Source organism: Carboxylicivirga agarovorans (assembly GCF_050589845.1).
Taxonomy (GTDB): domain Bacteria; phylum Bacteroidota; class Bacteroidia; order Bacteroidales; family Marinilabiliaceae; genus Carboxylicivirga; species Carboxylicivirga agarovorans.
Window position 1 is genome coordinate 13542 of record NZ_JBNGPA010000011.1, and the last position, 15809, is coordinate 29350.

10 protein-coding genes are annotated in these 15809 nt (G+C 40.4%); 5 read left to right on the forward strand and 5 right to left on the reverse strand.

Annotated elements, in window-relative coordinates:
• Positions 1-39: 39 nt before the first annotated feature.
• A complete protein-coding gene (locus ACRD69_RS12785; RefSeq protein WP_430815486.1) occupies positions 40-2379 on the reverse strand; it encodes a S9 family peptidase in 2340 nt (779 codons plus the stop codon).
• A 281-nt stretch (positions 2380-2660) separates the two neighbouring features.
• Between ACRD69_RS12785 and ACRD69_RS12790 the strand changes: the two genes are divergently transcribed.
• The 5 genes from ACRD69_RS12790 to ACRD69_RS12810 all read left to right on the forward strand — a co-directional run bounded on the left by ACRD69_RS12790 (position 2661) and on the right by ACRD69_RS12810 (position 11065).
• Entirely contained in the window at positions 2661-4910 is a 2250-nt protein-coding gene (locus ACRD69_RS12790) for a spermine/spermidine synthase domain-containing protein (protein ID WP_430815488.1), read from the forward strand.
• A gap of 39 nt (positions 4911-4949) precedes the next feature.
• A complete protein-coding gene (locus tag ACRD69_RS12795) occupies positions 4950-5450 on the forward strand; it encodes a hypothetical protein (protein ID WP_430815489.1) in 501 nt (166 codons plus the stop codon).
• Positions 5451-5470: 20 nt separating this feature from the next.
• Positions 5471-6259 (forward strand): PhzF family phenazine biosynthesis protein, encoded by a 789-nt coding sequence (locus ACRD69_RS12800; protein ID WP_430815490.1) that lies wholly within the window; start codon positions 5471-5473, stop codon positions 6257-6259.
• 194 nt (positions 6260-6453) lie between these two features.
• Positions 6454-9798: a two-component regulator propeller domain-containing protein gene (locus ACRD69_RS12805; RefSeq protein ID WP_430815491.1), complete on the forward strand. Its 3345-nt coding sequence runs from the start codon at positions 6454-6456 to the stop codon at positions 9796-9798.
• Positions 9799-9955: 157 nt separating this feature from the next.
• Positions 9956-11065 carry a proline and serine-rich protein 1 family protein gene (locus tag ACRD69_RS12810; protein WP_430815492.1) on the forward strand — a complete coding sequence of 370 codons (1110 nt, stop codon included), beginning with the start codon at positions 9956-9958 and terminating at the stop codon, positions 11063-11065.
• Between the two features lie 310 nt (positions 11066-11375).
• On the opposite strand, the gene ACRD69_RS12815 is transcribed toward ACRD69_RS12810, so the two are convergent.
• The 4 genes from ACRD69_RS12815 to ACRD69_RS12830 all read right to left on the reverse strand — a co-directional run bounded on the left by ACRD69_RS12815 (position 11376) and on the right by ACRD69_RS12830 (position 15473).
• Positions 11376-12656 (reverse strand): hypothetical protein, encoded by a 1281-nt coding sequence (locus tag ACRD69_RS12815; RefSeq protein ID WP_430815493.1) that lies wholly within the window; start codon positions 12654-12656, stop codon positions 11376-11378.
• Between the two features lie 238 nt (positions 12657-12894).
• On the reverse strand, positions 12895-13785 hold the full coding sequence (locus ACRD69_RS12820) for a hypothetical protein (RefSeq protein ID WP_430815494.1): 891 nt from the start codon (positions 13783-13785) through the stop codon (positions 12895-12897).
• Between the two features lie 114 nt (positions 13786-13899).
• Positions 13900-14451 carry a carboxymuconolactone decarboxylase family protein gene (locus ACRD69_RS12825; protein WP_430815495.1) on the reverse strand — a complete coding sequence of 184 codons (552 nt, stop codon included), beginning with the start codon at positions 14449-14451 and terminating at the stop codon, positions 13900-13902.
• A 158-nt stretch (positions 14452-14609) separates the two neighbouring features.
• Positions 14610-15473: a helix-turn-helix domain-containing protein gene (locus ACRD69_RS12830; RefSeq protein WP_430815496.1), complete on the reverse strand. Its 864-nt coding sequence runs from the start codon at positions 15471-15473 to the stop codon at positions 14610-14612.
• Between the last annotated feature and the right edge of the window lie 336 nt (positions 15474-15809).

The following is a 15809-nucleotide window of genomic DNA, read 5'->3' on the forward strand; positions in this document are numbered from 1 at the left end:
TCGATATTAAGTTTCGAACCAGTCTATTTATACACAAACTTACGGTAAATCTAAATCTACATTATTACGATAATCGCCTAACAGGTGTTCCGAGAAATGATACCAGATCATCTTTTCAAAATAAGGCGAATATTGTGAAAAACCATGTCGCACATTGGGGATAATCATAAAGTCGAAACGCTTACGGGCGTCCATTAATGCCTGCACAACGCGCATGGTATTAGCGGGATGCACATTGTTGTCAATCTCTCCGTGAACAAGCATTAAGTGACCTTTTAGGTTCCTGGCAATAGAAGGATTCGTAGGTATTTTACTCTTGAAGGTTATTTCGTATTCATCTTCCGGATTATCAACCTTAACAGAATCTTTTACCTCTTCTTTCTTTTTTATCTTCTTCTTTACTTCTTTGACGCCATGGTGTGTTTCACCCCACCATTTGTTATAAATGTTGTTATCATGGTTACCGGCTGATGATACGGCAGCTTTATAAAAATCAGGATAAGCAAACATGGCTGCTGTTGACATAAAACCACCGCCACTGTGACCAAAAATACCAACACGATTGATATCTATGTAATCGTAGCGGTTAGCCAGTTGCTGCAGTGCAAACATATCATCTTTTAAAGCATAGTCGCGGAGGTTATCATAGCCATAGGTATGGTAGTATTTATGGCGTTTGGGGCTTCCGCCGCGGTGACCAACCGATACCACCACAAAACCCAGTTGGGCCAGTGCGGTATTATAGCGCGCTGTGACAGTAAAATCTCTTACCACCGCTTCGGTTTGCGGTCCGGGGTATACATACGAAATGACCGGGTATTTTTTAGTGGAATCAAAATCAAATGGTTTCCAGATAACGCCATGAAGATTGGTAACACCATCATCTGCTTTCACAATGAATTTCTCAGGGAAATGCCAGCCCAGCTCTTTAACACGTGCCAGATCCATTGTTTCCAGTTCCATGATCACCGCACCGCTTTTATCGCGGACAACAGCTTTGGGTGCCAGGTCTACGCGCGAGTAGTTATTTACAAAGTAATTGGCATGCTTATCGGTTTTAGGCATGCTAAAATGATGATTGGCCTCTTCGGGTGTTATGATGCGTCCGTTGCTGCCATCAAAGTTGATGCTGTAGTATATGTTATAATACGGGTCAAATCCTTTTTCTTTACCATAGGCAGGGTAGTAGATTGTGTTGGCAACCGTATCTATACGTGCAACCTGTCCCACCACATAGTTGCCTTTGGTAATCTGGTTTTTAAGGTTACCATCGGCATCGTAACGGTATAGTTGTCCCCAACCTGTGCGCTCTGACCACCAGATCAGTTCACGACCTTCGTCTATGACATGCAACTGGTTCATCTGGTCGTTGAAGTAAGGCTTTGATTTCTCACTGAACAAGGATTTAACCTCACCTGTATTGGTATTGACTTTAACTACCTCCAGTTCATCGCATGTCCGTTTTTTACGTATCACAAATAAGTTATCCGATTTTTTTGACGGACGGTATGTACGGATGCTTTGATCTTTCCATTTACTCAAATCCGGTTTTGTCCATTCCGTTGATGCGATATCGTATATTGCCAGGTGCGGAATGCCAATGTGCTCATCTCCGGGCATAGCATATTTATAAGTTTCAACAGTCGGGCGTGGATTGGCTACAGAGTTAATAACAGCCATCTCCTTTACTTTGCGCGTATCGTATCGAACCGTGTAAAATTTCTTCTCATCTTTAAACCAGTATACCCATGCTTTCAGGCGTTTGTCAGATGTGGTGTCGCCACCTTTGCTCTGATAGCTGAACCAGCGCTCACCATCAGTGGTTAGTTGTGTCTCTGTACTGTCTTTGTCATCGGCACGCATCATATATAAGTTGTGCTGACGTGCAAAAACGATGTAAGTACTGTCGGGCGAGTAGCTCTTCCAATTGTGTTTGGTTTCCTTTTTAACGGTATCGATTTTACTCACCCATTTGGTCTGCATATTGTATTTAAACTTCAAATTGTCCATTTCAAAGGTAAAGCTCGATTTGCTGTTCTTCTCAAACTCTATCTTTTTAATGGGTAAGTTGTTTACATTGTAAGGTTTATGAGTAATGGCCGTTACTTTGGAGGCCAAATCATTATTGTCAAAAAGTGGTTGCTTCGATCGCTTGTCAGGATCAACAAACCAATAAAAGTTACCGTCGGAAGTTTTATAACTGTACCAAAACAAGTGGCTGTTTTCAATCCAGTTAGGATTTACCCGGCTTGAGCCGATGTATTTCTGCACATTACTTTTGGTGAATTTATTGGCCAGTTCAAAGTTGGCCTTTTGTGCAGTTGTTGAAAATGTTGCTATTAGTAAAATGCCCAATAACAATAATAAGTGTTTCTTCATATGATTCTGATTAATGCGTGAATGACGAAAATACAGATTCTTTTTGTATTCATTTATGATATTTCTTTCGTTTCCTTTTGATGGGCTTATATTTTTAATAAAACCCTCTTTTTAAACTGATAATGGGTGTTCGATACCGGACATGATATTGCCCCAATCCGAACGAAGAAGACCCGGTAATAAGTCTGTTTTCAGATATAAATTGCTGAATATTATATTTATAACGAAATAGGTATACTTGTTGCTTAAATAGGCGCAATTCCAAGTAAAACCTAAACATTATGAAATTAACCAAACAAACGATCATTGTCTTTCTTGTGTCCCTGTCTCTCATATCAATGGAAATAATCTGGTCCAGAGTGTTTTCAGCAGAGTACTTCTACACATTTGCATTTTTGGTTCTTAGCATTAGTATTTTAGGATTGGGCTTGGGTGCTTTAAGCGTAAGGTTAAGCAAGCGCCTCGCCGCCAAAGAAAGTTTTGGCTGTTTGTTAAGCTTGACAGGCTTGTTAATGCTGGTGGGTCCACCAGCTGTCTTGTACCTGCAATTGGATTTCTCCCAGTTGTTAAGTAATCACATGATGTTACTTAATCTATTGGCTGCTATTGTTATATTGGGTAGTTCATTCTTTACCGGAGGAATGGTCATAAGTGGTATTTTCAGAAAATCGCATGAATCAATGCCACAATTGTATATGGGCGATTTAATAGGAGCTGCACTGGGTGTGGTATTCGCAGTATTGTTAATGAATACCATAGGTACTGATAAGGCAGCTTTACTGGTTGCCTTCCCTGTTTTTGCAGCATCACTGCTTTCATTCACTAACTGGTTCAGATTGATTCCGCTGTTATTACTTCTATCCAGCTTTGTGGTGTTGCCAAAGAGTTCAGTTATTTTGAAAAGTGCAAAGAAAGACCGGGCTGAAGTGATTTATTCACATTGGGATGCCATGGCGCGTTTAAAAGTTTACAAGTATAGTGACGATTATTGGGGATTAAACATCGATAACGCCGCCAATTCGCCTGTTATAGCTTTTGATGGTGATTTTGACCGGCCCGATTCTTTAAAGATCCCTTTTTCAATCCCTGCGACAAAGCTGACTGATCGTTTTGATAATTGTCGCTTTTTATCACTTGGAGCCGGCGGTGGCGGTGATGTTTTAATGGCTTTACAAGATGGGGCAACAGAAGTTCATGCCGTTGAGGTGAATCCATCCATCAACAAGATGATGACAGATGGTTTCCTGCAGGAATTTTCAGGCGATATATACAATGATGACAGGGTAAGGGTGGTGAGTGAAGACGCCAGGGCTTATGTAAGGCGGTTTGAGAATTATTTTGATGTTATTTATTCATTAAGCTCCAATAGTTTTGCGGCCCTGGCTTCAGGTTCATTTGCGCTGGCAGAGAATTATTTATTTACCACTGAAGCCTTTCAGGATTATTATAAAGCCTTGTCGGGTGATGGTTATTTGTTAATGGAGCACCAGTTTTATGTGCCACGTATGGTGTCAGAAATATTAGAAGCTTTGGAAAAGGAGGGGGTTAAAAATCCTAAGGCACACATTGCAGTCTATCATTTACCAACCATGCGACGTCATCTGATATTATTGGCTAAAAAGCCACTGGATGATGCGACCATCGCCACTGCTGTACATGAAACCAATGCTGAGAATTACGCTTTCTTCAGGCAGTTATATCCCGCTGCCGATTCGGTTAAAGGCAACCGGATTAATCAGATCATTGAAAATGGCTGGCAAGAAGCACAGTTAACAGCATCGACCAACTTATCACCTTGCAACGATAACAGACCATTTACCGGGCAGTTAGGCTTGATGAAGAACTTCTCAATGGAACGCATTAAAAAGAAACTGATGCCATACGAGTTTCAGGGCTTTCCCTTATCCATCGTTATAGTATTGGTGATTTTGGCTATAGTGACGGTAATAGTGCTCCCACTTAACTTTTTACCGTATTTAAAGTCGGGTATTAAGTTCAAGGCTGCCGGCTGGTTATACTTCTTTGCCATTGGAGTGGGTTTTATGGCCGTTGAGGTGATATTGATCCAGCAGTATACATTGTTTATCGGCTCATCGTCTTACACCTTTATGACATTGCTGTTTGTGTTGCTGGCAAGCTCTGGACTGGGTAGTTTTTTCAGTAAGCGTTTTAAAAGCAATACGCCATTTATTTTTATTGCAGCCTGGCTGTTATTCAATGTCGTATTCTTTTCATTGGTGGTTTCCGTTTTCGGTGGATTAAGCCTTTTCTGGCGAATAGCAATCACATGCATCATGGTTGGTCCCCTGGGTTTTTTCATGGGAATGCCTTTTGTTAAGGGAAGTGCCAGATCGGGAGAATTGGTTGACTGGGGCTTTGCCATTAATGGTGCGGCATCGGTTATTGGCAGTACCCTTGTGTTACTACCTGTTTTCCTCTGGGGATTTAACTATGGTTTGTTAATGGCCGGCTTATTTTACCTGTTGGCATGGTGGTTACTTGGCAGGTCATTTACTTTCAATTCTAAGTAAATAAGCTTTTCTTTAAGTAAAGAATAAAATAGAGAACGTATGAAACAAAGAGCCTTAACACGAGAAGATATTAAAGAATTGCGTTATCAGTGCAGAATGGGATACATTATCCCCTTCTTTATATCAATAGTAGGGTCAGCCATCGTGATAACCCTTTTTGAAATCCATATAAATCAGGCTGCCGCTTTTGATTACGGCACCAATGCTTTGCTGGTTACTGTTGTAGCACTGATAGCTGTGCTGGTGAGCTATTATATGAATCATAAGTACTATGGAGATATCAGCAATAATTATAAAATAGCACAGACTAAAGTGCTGGAACGAAAGGTGCGTAAAAAGGATTTTGAGGCAGGTAGCGGCAATGCCACAACAATGCCTCATAAGCGAAGCATGAAATCATTCACGCGTTACGATTTTATTATCGATAACACGGTTTACAGGGTGGATAAGCAACTATTTAATACTTGCCATGACGGCGATAAGGTATTATTTTACTATGCACCTAAAAGCAAATATTTATTAAGCATGGCTAAAGCATAGCCAAAATTGAAAGAGAGTTTATGAAATTACCCATTTACCAGATAGATGCTTTTACAGAAGAGATATACGGTGGAAATCCCGCTTGTGTTGTGCCATTACAGGATTGGTTGCCCGATGAGGTGCTTTTGAAGATAGCAAAAGAAAATGCTGTTGCGGAAACCGCCTTTTTTGTCAGGGGGAAAGACAGTGTGCACCTGCGCTGGTTCACACCTGACCTTGAAATGGACCTATGTGGTCATGCGACCCTTGCAACTGCCTATGTCCTGAAGGTACATATGGATTATGAACCGGATGTTATGGTTTTCGATACTCTGAGTGGTGAATTAAAGGTTGAGTGCCACGCCGATCTCTTAACCCTTGATTTTCCGGCGCGGGAGCCCATAAGAGCCGATCTGCCTAAAGTAATAAAGGATGCCATCAGCACCCAGCCCGATGCTGTCTTGGTTGCCCGCGATTATGTACTGGTTTATCCATCAGAAAGCATGGTAGCTAATCTGCAGATTGATCGCCATACATTTGATCAAATTGATCTGGGCACGGGGGGAGTGATTGCCACTGCCAAAGGCAGGCAAAGTGATTTTGTATCGCGCTTTTTCACACCTCAGGCAACTATTCTTGAAGATCCTGTAACCGGTTCGGCCCATTGTTCATTGATTCCTTACTGGAGTAAACGACTTAATAAGAGTGATATGACAGCTGTTCAATTGTCTGACAGGAGAGGTACGCTGTATTGCCAGGATAAGGGTGAACGTGTTTTGATAAGTGGTAAGGCCCGGACATTTATGGTGGGGCATATCTGGGTAGACTAGGGGATGTTAGGAAGTTAGGATGTGGGGATGTTTGGATGTTCGATGTTCAATTCGACAGTTCGACTATTGATCAGTTCGACAATTCGACAGTTGAGCAGTTCGACAATTGAGCAGTTCGACCGTTCATGTCAATGAATAATCTCTTGGTTTCCAGCGAATGAATGAGTAAATTTATGCGACTAACCCAGTTATTTATGAACAAAGTCTGTTTTATAATTCTCTTTGCGCTAAGTACAGGTTTGTGCTTTGCGCAGGATTCGCCGATGCGCTTTCAGAGTATCACCATTAATGATGGCCTGTCCCTCAGTTCTGTTTATTGTATTAAAAAAGACAGCAAGGGTTTTATGTGGTTTGGAACCGAAGATGGTTTAAATCGTTATGACGGTTATCACTTTACCATCTACCGCACCGATGTAAAGAATCCCAATAGTATCTGTTACAAATGGATCGAGCATATTGAAGAAGATGCCGATGGCCAGCTGTGGTTTGGCTCACGTAATGGATTATCACATTTTAATCCGGCCAGCGAAGTATTTACCAACTTCAGGACCAACCAGGATAATTCAATCAATAACGATACAATTACCTGTTTACAGGCCTATAATTCGTCAATGGTGGCAGGTACTAAAAATGGCTTGTCACTGTTTGATAATAAATCCTTAGCCTGTCTGAACTATTCGACTGTAGATGAGGTGAATGCCATTGTGCCGTACGGAGAAGACCTGTTAATAGCCGCTTCCAATGGCCTTTTTCTGCTCAAATCTGATATGCATCTTGAGAAAATAATGGATCAGTTTTGTTTAAATGTGGCAGTAGATTACCCCAAACTCTATGTGGCATCAATGAAATATGTCAGGGTAGTCGATATTTCAGCGTCTGAAACAAATGGTCAGGATATAATTGCGCGTGTTAAGGGCATCGAAAGTATTGCTCTGGATCAAAATAGTCATCTATGGATCAATGCCCGAGAGGGATTATGGTGCAAGCACGTTGATAAAGGGTGGCTTAAAAAGATGGCGGGTACAGACAATACAACCAACAGCCTGGCCATAAACACAGGCAAATCACTATTAATTGATGCTACTAATACCGTTTGGTATGCAACGCATGGCGATGGTTTGTTTGTCATTAATAAACACCTGGAGCTTACAAAGTGTATCCATAACCCAACCGATAATGAGAGTATTAATCAGAATGCGTTCAACTGTATTTATGAAGACGAAAACAGTGGTAATATATGGTTGGGAACCTATGGGGCCGGAATTAATATATTTCATCCGGCAGCCAATAAATTTGATTTGATAAAGCATAATCCACTTAATGCAAACAGTTTGCCCAGTAACTTTATCTGGTCTGTATTTGAGGCACAAGACAGTTGTTTATGGATTGGAACCAATGATAAGGGGCTTTGCCGTTATTGCCCTAAATCCAATTCCTTCGTCACTTTTTCCAATATCCCAGATGATGATAAATCTTTGTCTCATAATACGGTAAGAGAAGTTTTTGAAGACAGCGATGGTACGATATGGGTAGGTACCAACGGCGGAGGATTAAATCGATACGATCCATCCGAATCTAGTTTCACCAAATATATGGTCAATAAAGGAGATGATGCATCCATCTCAGATAATTCAGTTCGTGTTGTATTTGAAGATAGCCGGGGACAATTATGGGTAGGAACGCAAAACGGTTTAAACCTGTTTGATAAGCAAAAGGGAACTTTCAGGCAATTTTATTATGAGGCCGGTAATCCCAATTCCTTATCGAATAACTTTGTATATGCCAGTATTATTGAAGATAAGGAAGGTCAACTCTGGATTGGAACTTATGGGGGAGGCCTTAACAAGCTGGATCCTGACTCATTTGAATTTACTCATTACACAAGCCAGGCTGAAGATGGAAAGCGTTTGAGTAATAATATCGTATTCAGCTTGCATCAGGATAACAAAGGACGAATATGGGTAGGGACCAACGAAGGTCTGAATGTTTTACATCCGCAAACTGGTGATGTTAAGGTGTTGGGAATGAAAGATGGTTTACCCAATGAAGTTATTTACAGCATACTTCCTGATGAGAGAGGAGACCTGTGGTTAAGTACGAACCATGGTATTTGTTGTATCAATCCAACGACACTGAAGTGCCGTAATTTTGATGTCAGTGATGGTTTGCAAAGTAACGAGTTCAACGGAGGCGCATTTCATAAGGGAGCATCAGGGAAGATGTATTTTGGTGGTGTTTACGGATTGAATGTGCTAAATCCAGGATTGATAAAAACAAATGAGCATGTTTCACAAGCTGTAATCACGCGCCTGGAAATATTGGGTAATGAAGTAAAAGTGTCGCCCTTAATCGATGCTGAAAGAGCGGTTGTAGAATCAGACAGTCAATTTGTGATTGCACGTAACATTAGTTATATGGATCATATTGAGCTGGATTATTCGCAGCGCTTTTTTGCTATTGAGTACTCCGGATTAAATCATTTATTTCCAGGTAAAACACAGTATGCTTTCCAGTTGTCACCAATGGATAAAAAATGGAACAAAGCCGGGCTTCGTAACTATGTTTCTTTTGCCAATGTTAAACCCGGTAATTATGAGTTCAGGATTATCAATACCAATAGCGACGGAATTTGGAGCGATAGAATGGCCCGGTTGGGAATAACAATCAAACCGCCATTTTGGCAAACCACCTGGTTTCTGATCTTAGAATTGATAGTCGTATTGGTTATTATAGTATTTATTTATCGCTTCCTGCTGAAAGTGAGGATGAACAAACTGTTGAAAGCGCAAAATGAAAAGATCAGGCATACCAATCAGCAATTGAAGTTATCGCAGGATAACCTGCGACAAATGAATATTACCAAGGATAAGTTTTTCTCCATTATTTCGCATGACCTGAAAAATCCCTTTACCAGTCTAATGTCAATCAGCAACATGTTGAATGATAGTTACGAAATTGCAGATGACGAAGATAAGCGTGATGCCGTTACCCGCATTAATCATTCCGTTAAAAGTATATACCTGTTATTGGAGAATCTGCTGACCTGGTCGCGTTCACAAAGGGGAAAAATAGAGTTTGAAACAAAGCCATTTAATCTAAGTGCTCTTATTAATGAGAATATCAACCTGTATACACCGGCTGCCGGCAAAAAGCAGATAAGCCTGGTAAATGAGTTTCCTGAAGAGTTGATGGCCAGGGGCGACCGTAATACCATCAATACGATCATTCGAAATATTTCGGGTAATGCGCTTAAGTTTACATCTTCAGGAGGTAAGGTATTTTATAGTGTTGCAGACAGCGATGGCATGCTGAAAATCAGTATACGAGACACCGGTGTTGGCATTGCTCCTGAAGATCAGGATCGCTTATTCTGCATTGATAAAAAATTAAAAACCGATGGTACTGAAGGAGAAAAAGGTACAGGGTTGGGGCTGATTATCTGTAAGGAATTTGCCGAAAAGAATGGCGGTGAAATTGGCGTTGTCAGTGAGTCTGGAAAAGGGTCTGAGTTTTGGTTTACCGTGAAGAAAGTGCTTTAATAATGTTTCTTTTTTTTATAGATGTCGCACGATCTGTCAGATACAATAAATCAGGAGCATCCGGCACTTCAATACCTTGTCGTTTCATTTAGTAATATTAGTATATTTGCCGCCCTACTAACAAATACAATTGCAATTGTATACTAACAACAACTGTATGAAAAGAAACATGCTGCTGATGGTGGTGGTCTTGTTGGCCGGCATCGTAAACGCACAAAAGGTAACTTACAATTTACCAGGGGAAATTAACAAGGAGTCGGTTAATATAACCTTCGAAAAAGTAAGTTCGTCAAGTACTAATTACTACATCAACTACAAGGTAAAGAACCAGGGTGATGGCATATTGTTTATTGACAGGAGTCAGGCCAGCCTTGAGCAGAATAAAGGGCAGATAAAACCTGCGTCATCCGAATATGTATTAAGACCAACAGAAGCGAAGACGATCTTTAACCAGTTCAGGGTAAAACCTCCTGTGCAGGCCAACAGTGACTTTCTGAAGCTCAGTTTAAATGGATTTAGTTATGCTATGCCGGCTAAACCTTTAGATGTTGATCCATTTATTGTCAGCGAAAAGGCCATCAAAACCGTTGATGCCTTTGCACTGAAGATAATGGAGTATAATACCTACCCCGACAGGGTTTATGTCAACGTTAAATGCTTATTTAACGGGGCATCGGACAAAGTTGGGCAAGTTGACCTTAGCAAACTGAATGTAAGCGGGGGAGAAGCGGAAGTGGTTAAAAAAGGTGATGTAATAATGCCTGGTAAATCCTATTCGTTTTCAATTAATATTAAACCCAACGGAGAAGAAGTAAGCCTTGATTTTACCAATGTTCTGCATGTATTAACGCTACAGTCACTTGTGTTTGATACGATAGACATAAAAAGCACATCATATGTTGAGCCAAAGGCAGCTAAAGATTCGGTAAAGACTGTTGAAGCCAAAGCAACGAAAGAAACAGCGAAAGTTGCAGAATTAAGCTATAGCGATGTTGTTACCCTGAAAAAGGATATTGAACAGGAAATGAATACAGGTGGCAAAGCTGTTGAAATGGCCAATGAGTTTTTAATGGAAAAAGGCCATATCAGCACAGCACAGGTTATTGATGTGATGTCAGTATTTAACCTGGATGGCGCTAAACTAAAATTTGCCAAGATGGCTTACCCTTATGTTTCAGATAAGGTAAAGTACCACATGGTTGTTGCCAAACTTTCCTATACTAAAAACAAGCAGGCACTGGAGGAATTTCTTGAGATGCAGGAGTAGATTCTAGTGATTAATGCAACTATTGTTAATTGCTTTTCAGTAAGAAAATGACGAGGATGTCCAAAATGAAGGATATGGCTCGCAAAGAACGCAAACAAAGAAAAACGCAGAGCACGCAAAGTGTTGAAAAATAACATCATATACTTTGTTGTCTTGGCGTAATTCTTAGCGGCCTTAGCGTGAAACTTAAAATTTGGACAGCCTCTTGTTGTATACCGGAAACCATAGTCCTCTGCGCCTTTGTGTCTCTGCCTTTGTTATTTTAAATCCACAGACCCACAAACCTGGTAATAAAAGTCCATTATATCTGTTAAAACAAACGAATTGTCTTTACCTGTGCACCTTCTTTAAAATCAGATGGCTTAAGTATGGTCATATCTCCTTTGATTTCCGGCGAACCGATCAGATCATTTTCATCAAGTAAGAACTGCGCTTTCAGTTCATTACTATCGATAACATACATACCACTAATGTATGTGTACCAAAGAGAATAGTCGGGGTATTTTGAGATAAAAGTACGGATAGTGGTGCCAACACCAACGCCTTTACTGGTTGTAAATTCATCTGATAGTACATAGATCTGGCCAATGGTGTTGGTATATTCTGCTATATTGTAGTCGTAAGCCGGCTTTAGCTTTAGCAGGTCAATACCATTGTATGAATAGATATAAAAAGGCTCTTCCACTTCACCATCTTCAGTGTACCTGATCTGGTTTTCCTTGCGAACAGACAGTTGTTTATCCAAAGAATCAGTGCCGGGTATCTGATCACCAATCTTAAAGATCCCTGCCTGCTTAGTACTGATTAATAATTGATCAGATGTAAAGGGTAATTGGGTCTTTTTGCTGATAGAAGGCTGATTAACTATTCTGTCGCTATTTTTATAAACGTTTAATTCCGCATCGTGACTATCTTCAGTGCCAATAACAAATACATATACTTCGTAAGTATAGATGCCATTTTTAAACTGATATGAATGATTGCCACCACTGCCATCATAACTCATTTTTCCGTTGAAAAGAACCAGGTCAGGCTTTTGAGTCATGTCAGAGTTGGCGGTCCATGAGGCATAGCGGTATTGTCCATCAGCCATCTTGTCAATCCTAACGATGAACTTTTTGGTTGTAAGTGTATAGGCAGGATTGGCAAAGTCTCTCAGGCTTTCATGGATGTTAAGCCGGTTTTTATTTATTATTTCATCTTTGATACCAGCTTCTTCTTCCGATTGATAGTTAAGAGCGATCACTTGTCCTTTATGATTAAGCCAAAGCAGTCCATTACCAAACATGATGCCCTCGCTTCCCACAACAGACCAGTCTTTCTGAATATCAGAGCTGACAATCCGGTCTTTCAAAGAAGTATCAAAAAGGATGTGATAGTATTTTTGAAATTCAGCGGTATTGTTAATATGCGGCAAAGGATATTCTCTTTTTAGAGGATAGGCAATTTTCGTTTTTAATACCTCGACATCATCAGTTTTAATGTGTTCGATAAATGCCTCAATAATTTGCTGACTCTCCGTGTTTAAATCCTGGCAATAGGCACTGCAATAGAGTGTTGCCATGAGAATAACGCTGATAATATGTTTCATGTGTTTAAGTTAACAGGTTCTTTGATTTTCAGCGGCAAATATAGACTTTCTACAGGTCAATTCTCATGATGTAACAATTTTCGTAAGTGCTTTTGGTGCATGACAGGAGTCAGGGATATAAAAAAGAGGCTGTCCAAAATAAAACTATTTCTCGCAAAGTGTGATAACTATCGCACTTTGCGAGAAACTCAAACTTTAGACAGCCTCCTTGCGTGGTGGAACGTATATAGTTTAATTATTAAAGAGAAATATTAACGCTACCGGCAGGATTAGTGTCACCTGCTATATTAGCTAAAGAGTATACGGTATGATCAGCAGCATCCTGCGGAATATCACCCAGTAATGGTTTTAATAGAAACGGAGCCTCACTATTGTCAGGAACAGGCTCGACAGATATAACAGCCTTACCACCGGCCAGATCTGTCGGAAATATCAGACCATCAGGGGCATTTTCAACAAAATCTTCTCCCGGGAAAGGAGGGCCTTGCTGTGAACCGCTGAATGGAGCAGCATTATCGGCAGCGCTCACAGAGCTGAATTTACCCGTTGTAACCGGTTGCCCGTCAATAACTGCCCAACCCTCATAAATCCAGCCTTCAGGTAAAGCCGGTAAGCTTAATCCCGCAGCAGGTGCACCAGACGAAGGATCTAAGAACCATACACCACTGTTTTCGTTATTGTTCATGCCATCTGTAGGGGTTGCTAAAATGTATTTACCCATGGCTGATGTAAAATCAGTGCCCAGGGCTGCACCATGATCGACACTTAAAGTTGCTTTTCCGGAAGAAATATCACCGGCAAGAATATGAACTTTACTAGGTGCCGGGTCAGAATCAGGAAACGGCTCTATAGTCAGTACAAATGCACTTGAGTTTTCCAGATCTTCGCGGTCTAAAGAAAAAGAGCTTTGCGACAATTTACCGCCGGCATCGACCCTGAACGTACCGGTTGTTAATGCTTGTCCGTCAACTATTATCCAACCTTCGTATATGTAATCAGCACCTAAATCTTCAAGACCGCTGATATTTAAGTTTAAATTGCCATTGCCTGATGAGTTATCATCGTCGTCGCACGCGGTGATCAATGTGATCCCTAAAAGTGCCATAAAGAGAATTTTTAATGATTTCATGTGTCTTAAATTTTAAAGTTTAATGGTCACATGGAACTCACCATCTTAATCATATCCTTGTCAGAGATAATTTTCTCATGGTTCGTTTCATGGGTGTGATATAAAGAGGTTTAATTATGCAACTTGTTTGTTTAATGCAGGAACAGCCGGAAAGTCTACTTCTACTTTGGTTGCATTGTGAATGAAATTGGTAAAACTTACCACATTCACAACAGCAATCAGGTCAATCAGTGCTTTGTTGTCAAATCCCTGAGCAAAAAAGGCTTCTTTCGTTTCGTCACTAAGTCGGCCTCTTTCCCTGGCTGTTTCAATGGCTGTATTTACCAGTACGTTTAATTTAAGGTCAGCTACTTTCCCTGAGCGGATGGAGATGGTTTCTTCTTCTGTGAATCCATTCATCTTTGCAATCGCCGTATGGGCAGCAGTACAATACTCACATTCGTTTTCTTGTGAAACAGCCAGTTTAATGGCCTCTGTTTCTTTCTTCGAAAAACTTGAATTTCCAATAGCCCCTGAATAGCTTAGGTATGCTTCCAGTGTATCAGATGAATAAGCAATGGTAGCATAGAGATTAGGCACCATGCCCAGGTTCTTCTGCAATACATCAAAAATTGATTGAGCTTTCGTATCGACTTGCTCGCGTGTTGGTACATTAATCTTTGTCATCGTATTTAATTTTTAATGGTTATTAAAACTTACAATGCAAAGATGCGGCAGGCGGCAGGAAGGAGCGTTAATGATTTTTCCTGCCTGCTTACCAATATTTCCTTTAGTGATGAAAAGTACCCTTTTATTGATCCTTTTTTTACAAAAAGGAGCCCTCTCTATTCGGTGTTTGCGATTGACCCTTTAGTAAGATCTGCCTGAAATTGCGATGGACTTTCTCCCGTCAGCTTCTTAAATAAACGGCTGAAGTGAGCGGGTTCTTCAAAGCCAAGTTCAAAGGTGATTTCCTTGATGGTTTTATCGGTGTAGAATAATAACCTTTTGGCTTCAAGGATGATTCGTTCCTGGATGATTTGCAGAGGATTAACACCGCTTAGTTTTTTGAAGGTATTGGATAGAGTCTTGGGGGATTTGAACATCAGTTCAGCATAATCGGCCACTTTATGTTTATCCCTGAAGTTTTTTTCGACCAGTGCCTGAAACTTTCTGATCATATCGGTATCCTCTGTCAGGGGAGCTGAGTTGGAGAACAGCTGACTGCGGGCAATTCTAACACAAATAATGATCAGGCGTTTAAGCAGTAATCTTAACATATCGCCCTGCGTGGTGTCAGGAAGGTCAAATTCCTTTTTGATGGTATTGATAAGTACAAGCTGATCATTGGCTTCCTCATCTGTGGCCGTAATAACCGGAAAAGCTGGCAGGGCTCCAAAAAGTAATCCATTGCATGAAACTTCCTTATCATGCAGATCGAGACAGTAGAATGCCGAATTGAATTCGATGATAAAATGCTGATCATCTTTAAACTCAAATGAAGCCATATAAGAACCGGGATTAATAAAGCAGAGCTGGTTCTTCCTTATCTCATGTTTTTCAAAATCCACCTGAAGATGTATTGATTCTCCAAAGTTCATTAGAATAACATAGTTACTTATTGATCTTTCAATGTTTCTGTCCCGCCATTTACCGGCATGCGAAACAGAGAACAATCCATTTATATTGTCATTAAAGGTCAGATTCATTGTTTAATCTAATTGTTTGGTTATACCATATACAACATTTTCGAAAGCGGAATAACGATTTCATGTATGTTTTTAAATGTAACAATTATCTCCGGTGAATTGCTCTGTTTAAGTGTGAGAAATATTAAGGCGGTCATGATTTAGTGCTGTACGGGGTGTTTTAGATGAGCGGTGAGCGGTGAGAGATGAGAGATGAGCGATGAGAGGTTTAGGGCTTGACATATACACTATAAAGAACGTTGCGTCACGGATTAATCATTGAGGCCTTAAAACGAATAAACAGTTTATTTAACAGGTATTCTGCATTACGGCAAATCTCTCACCTTAAAAATAAAC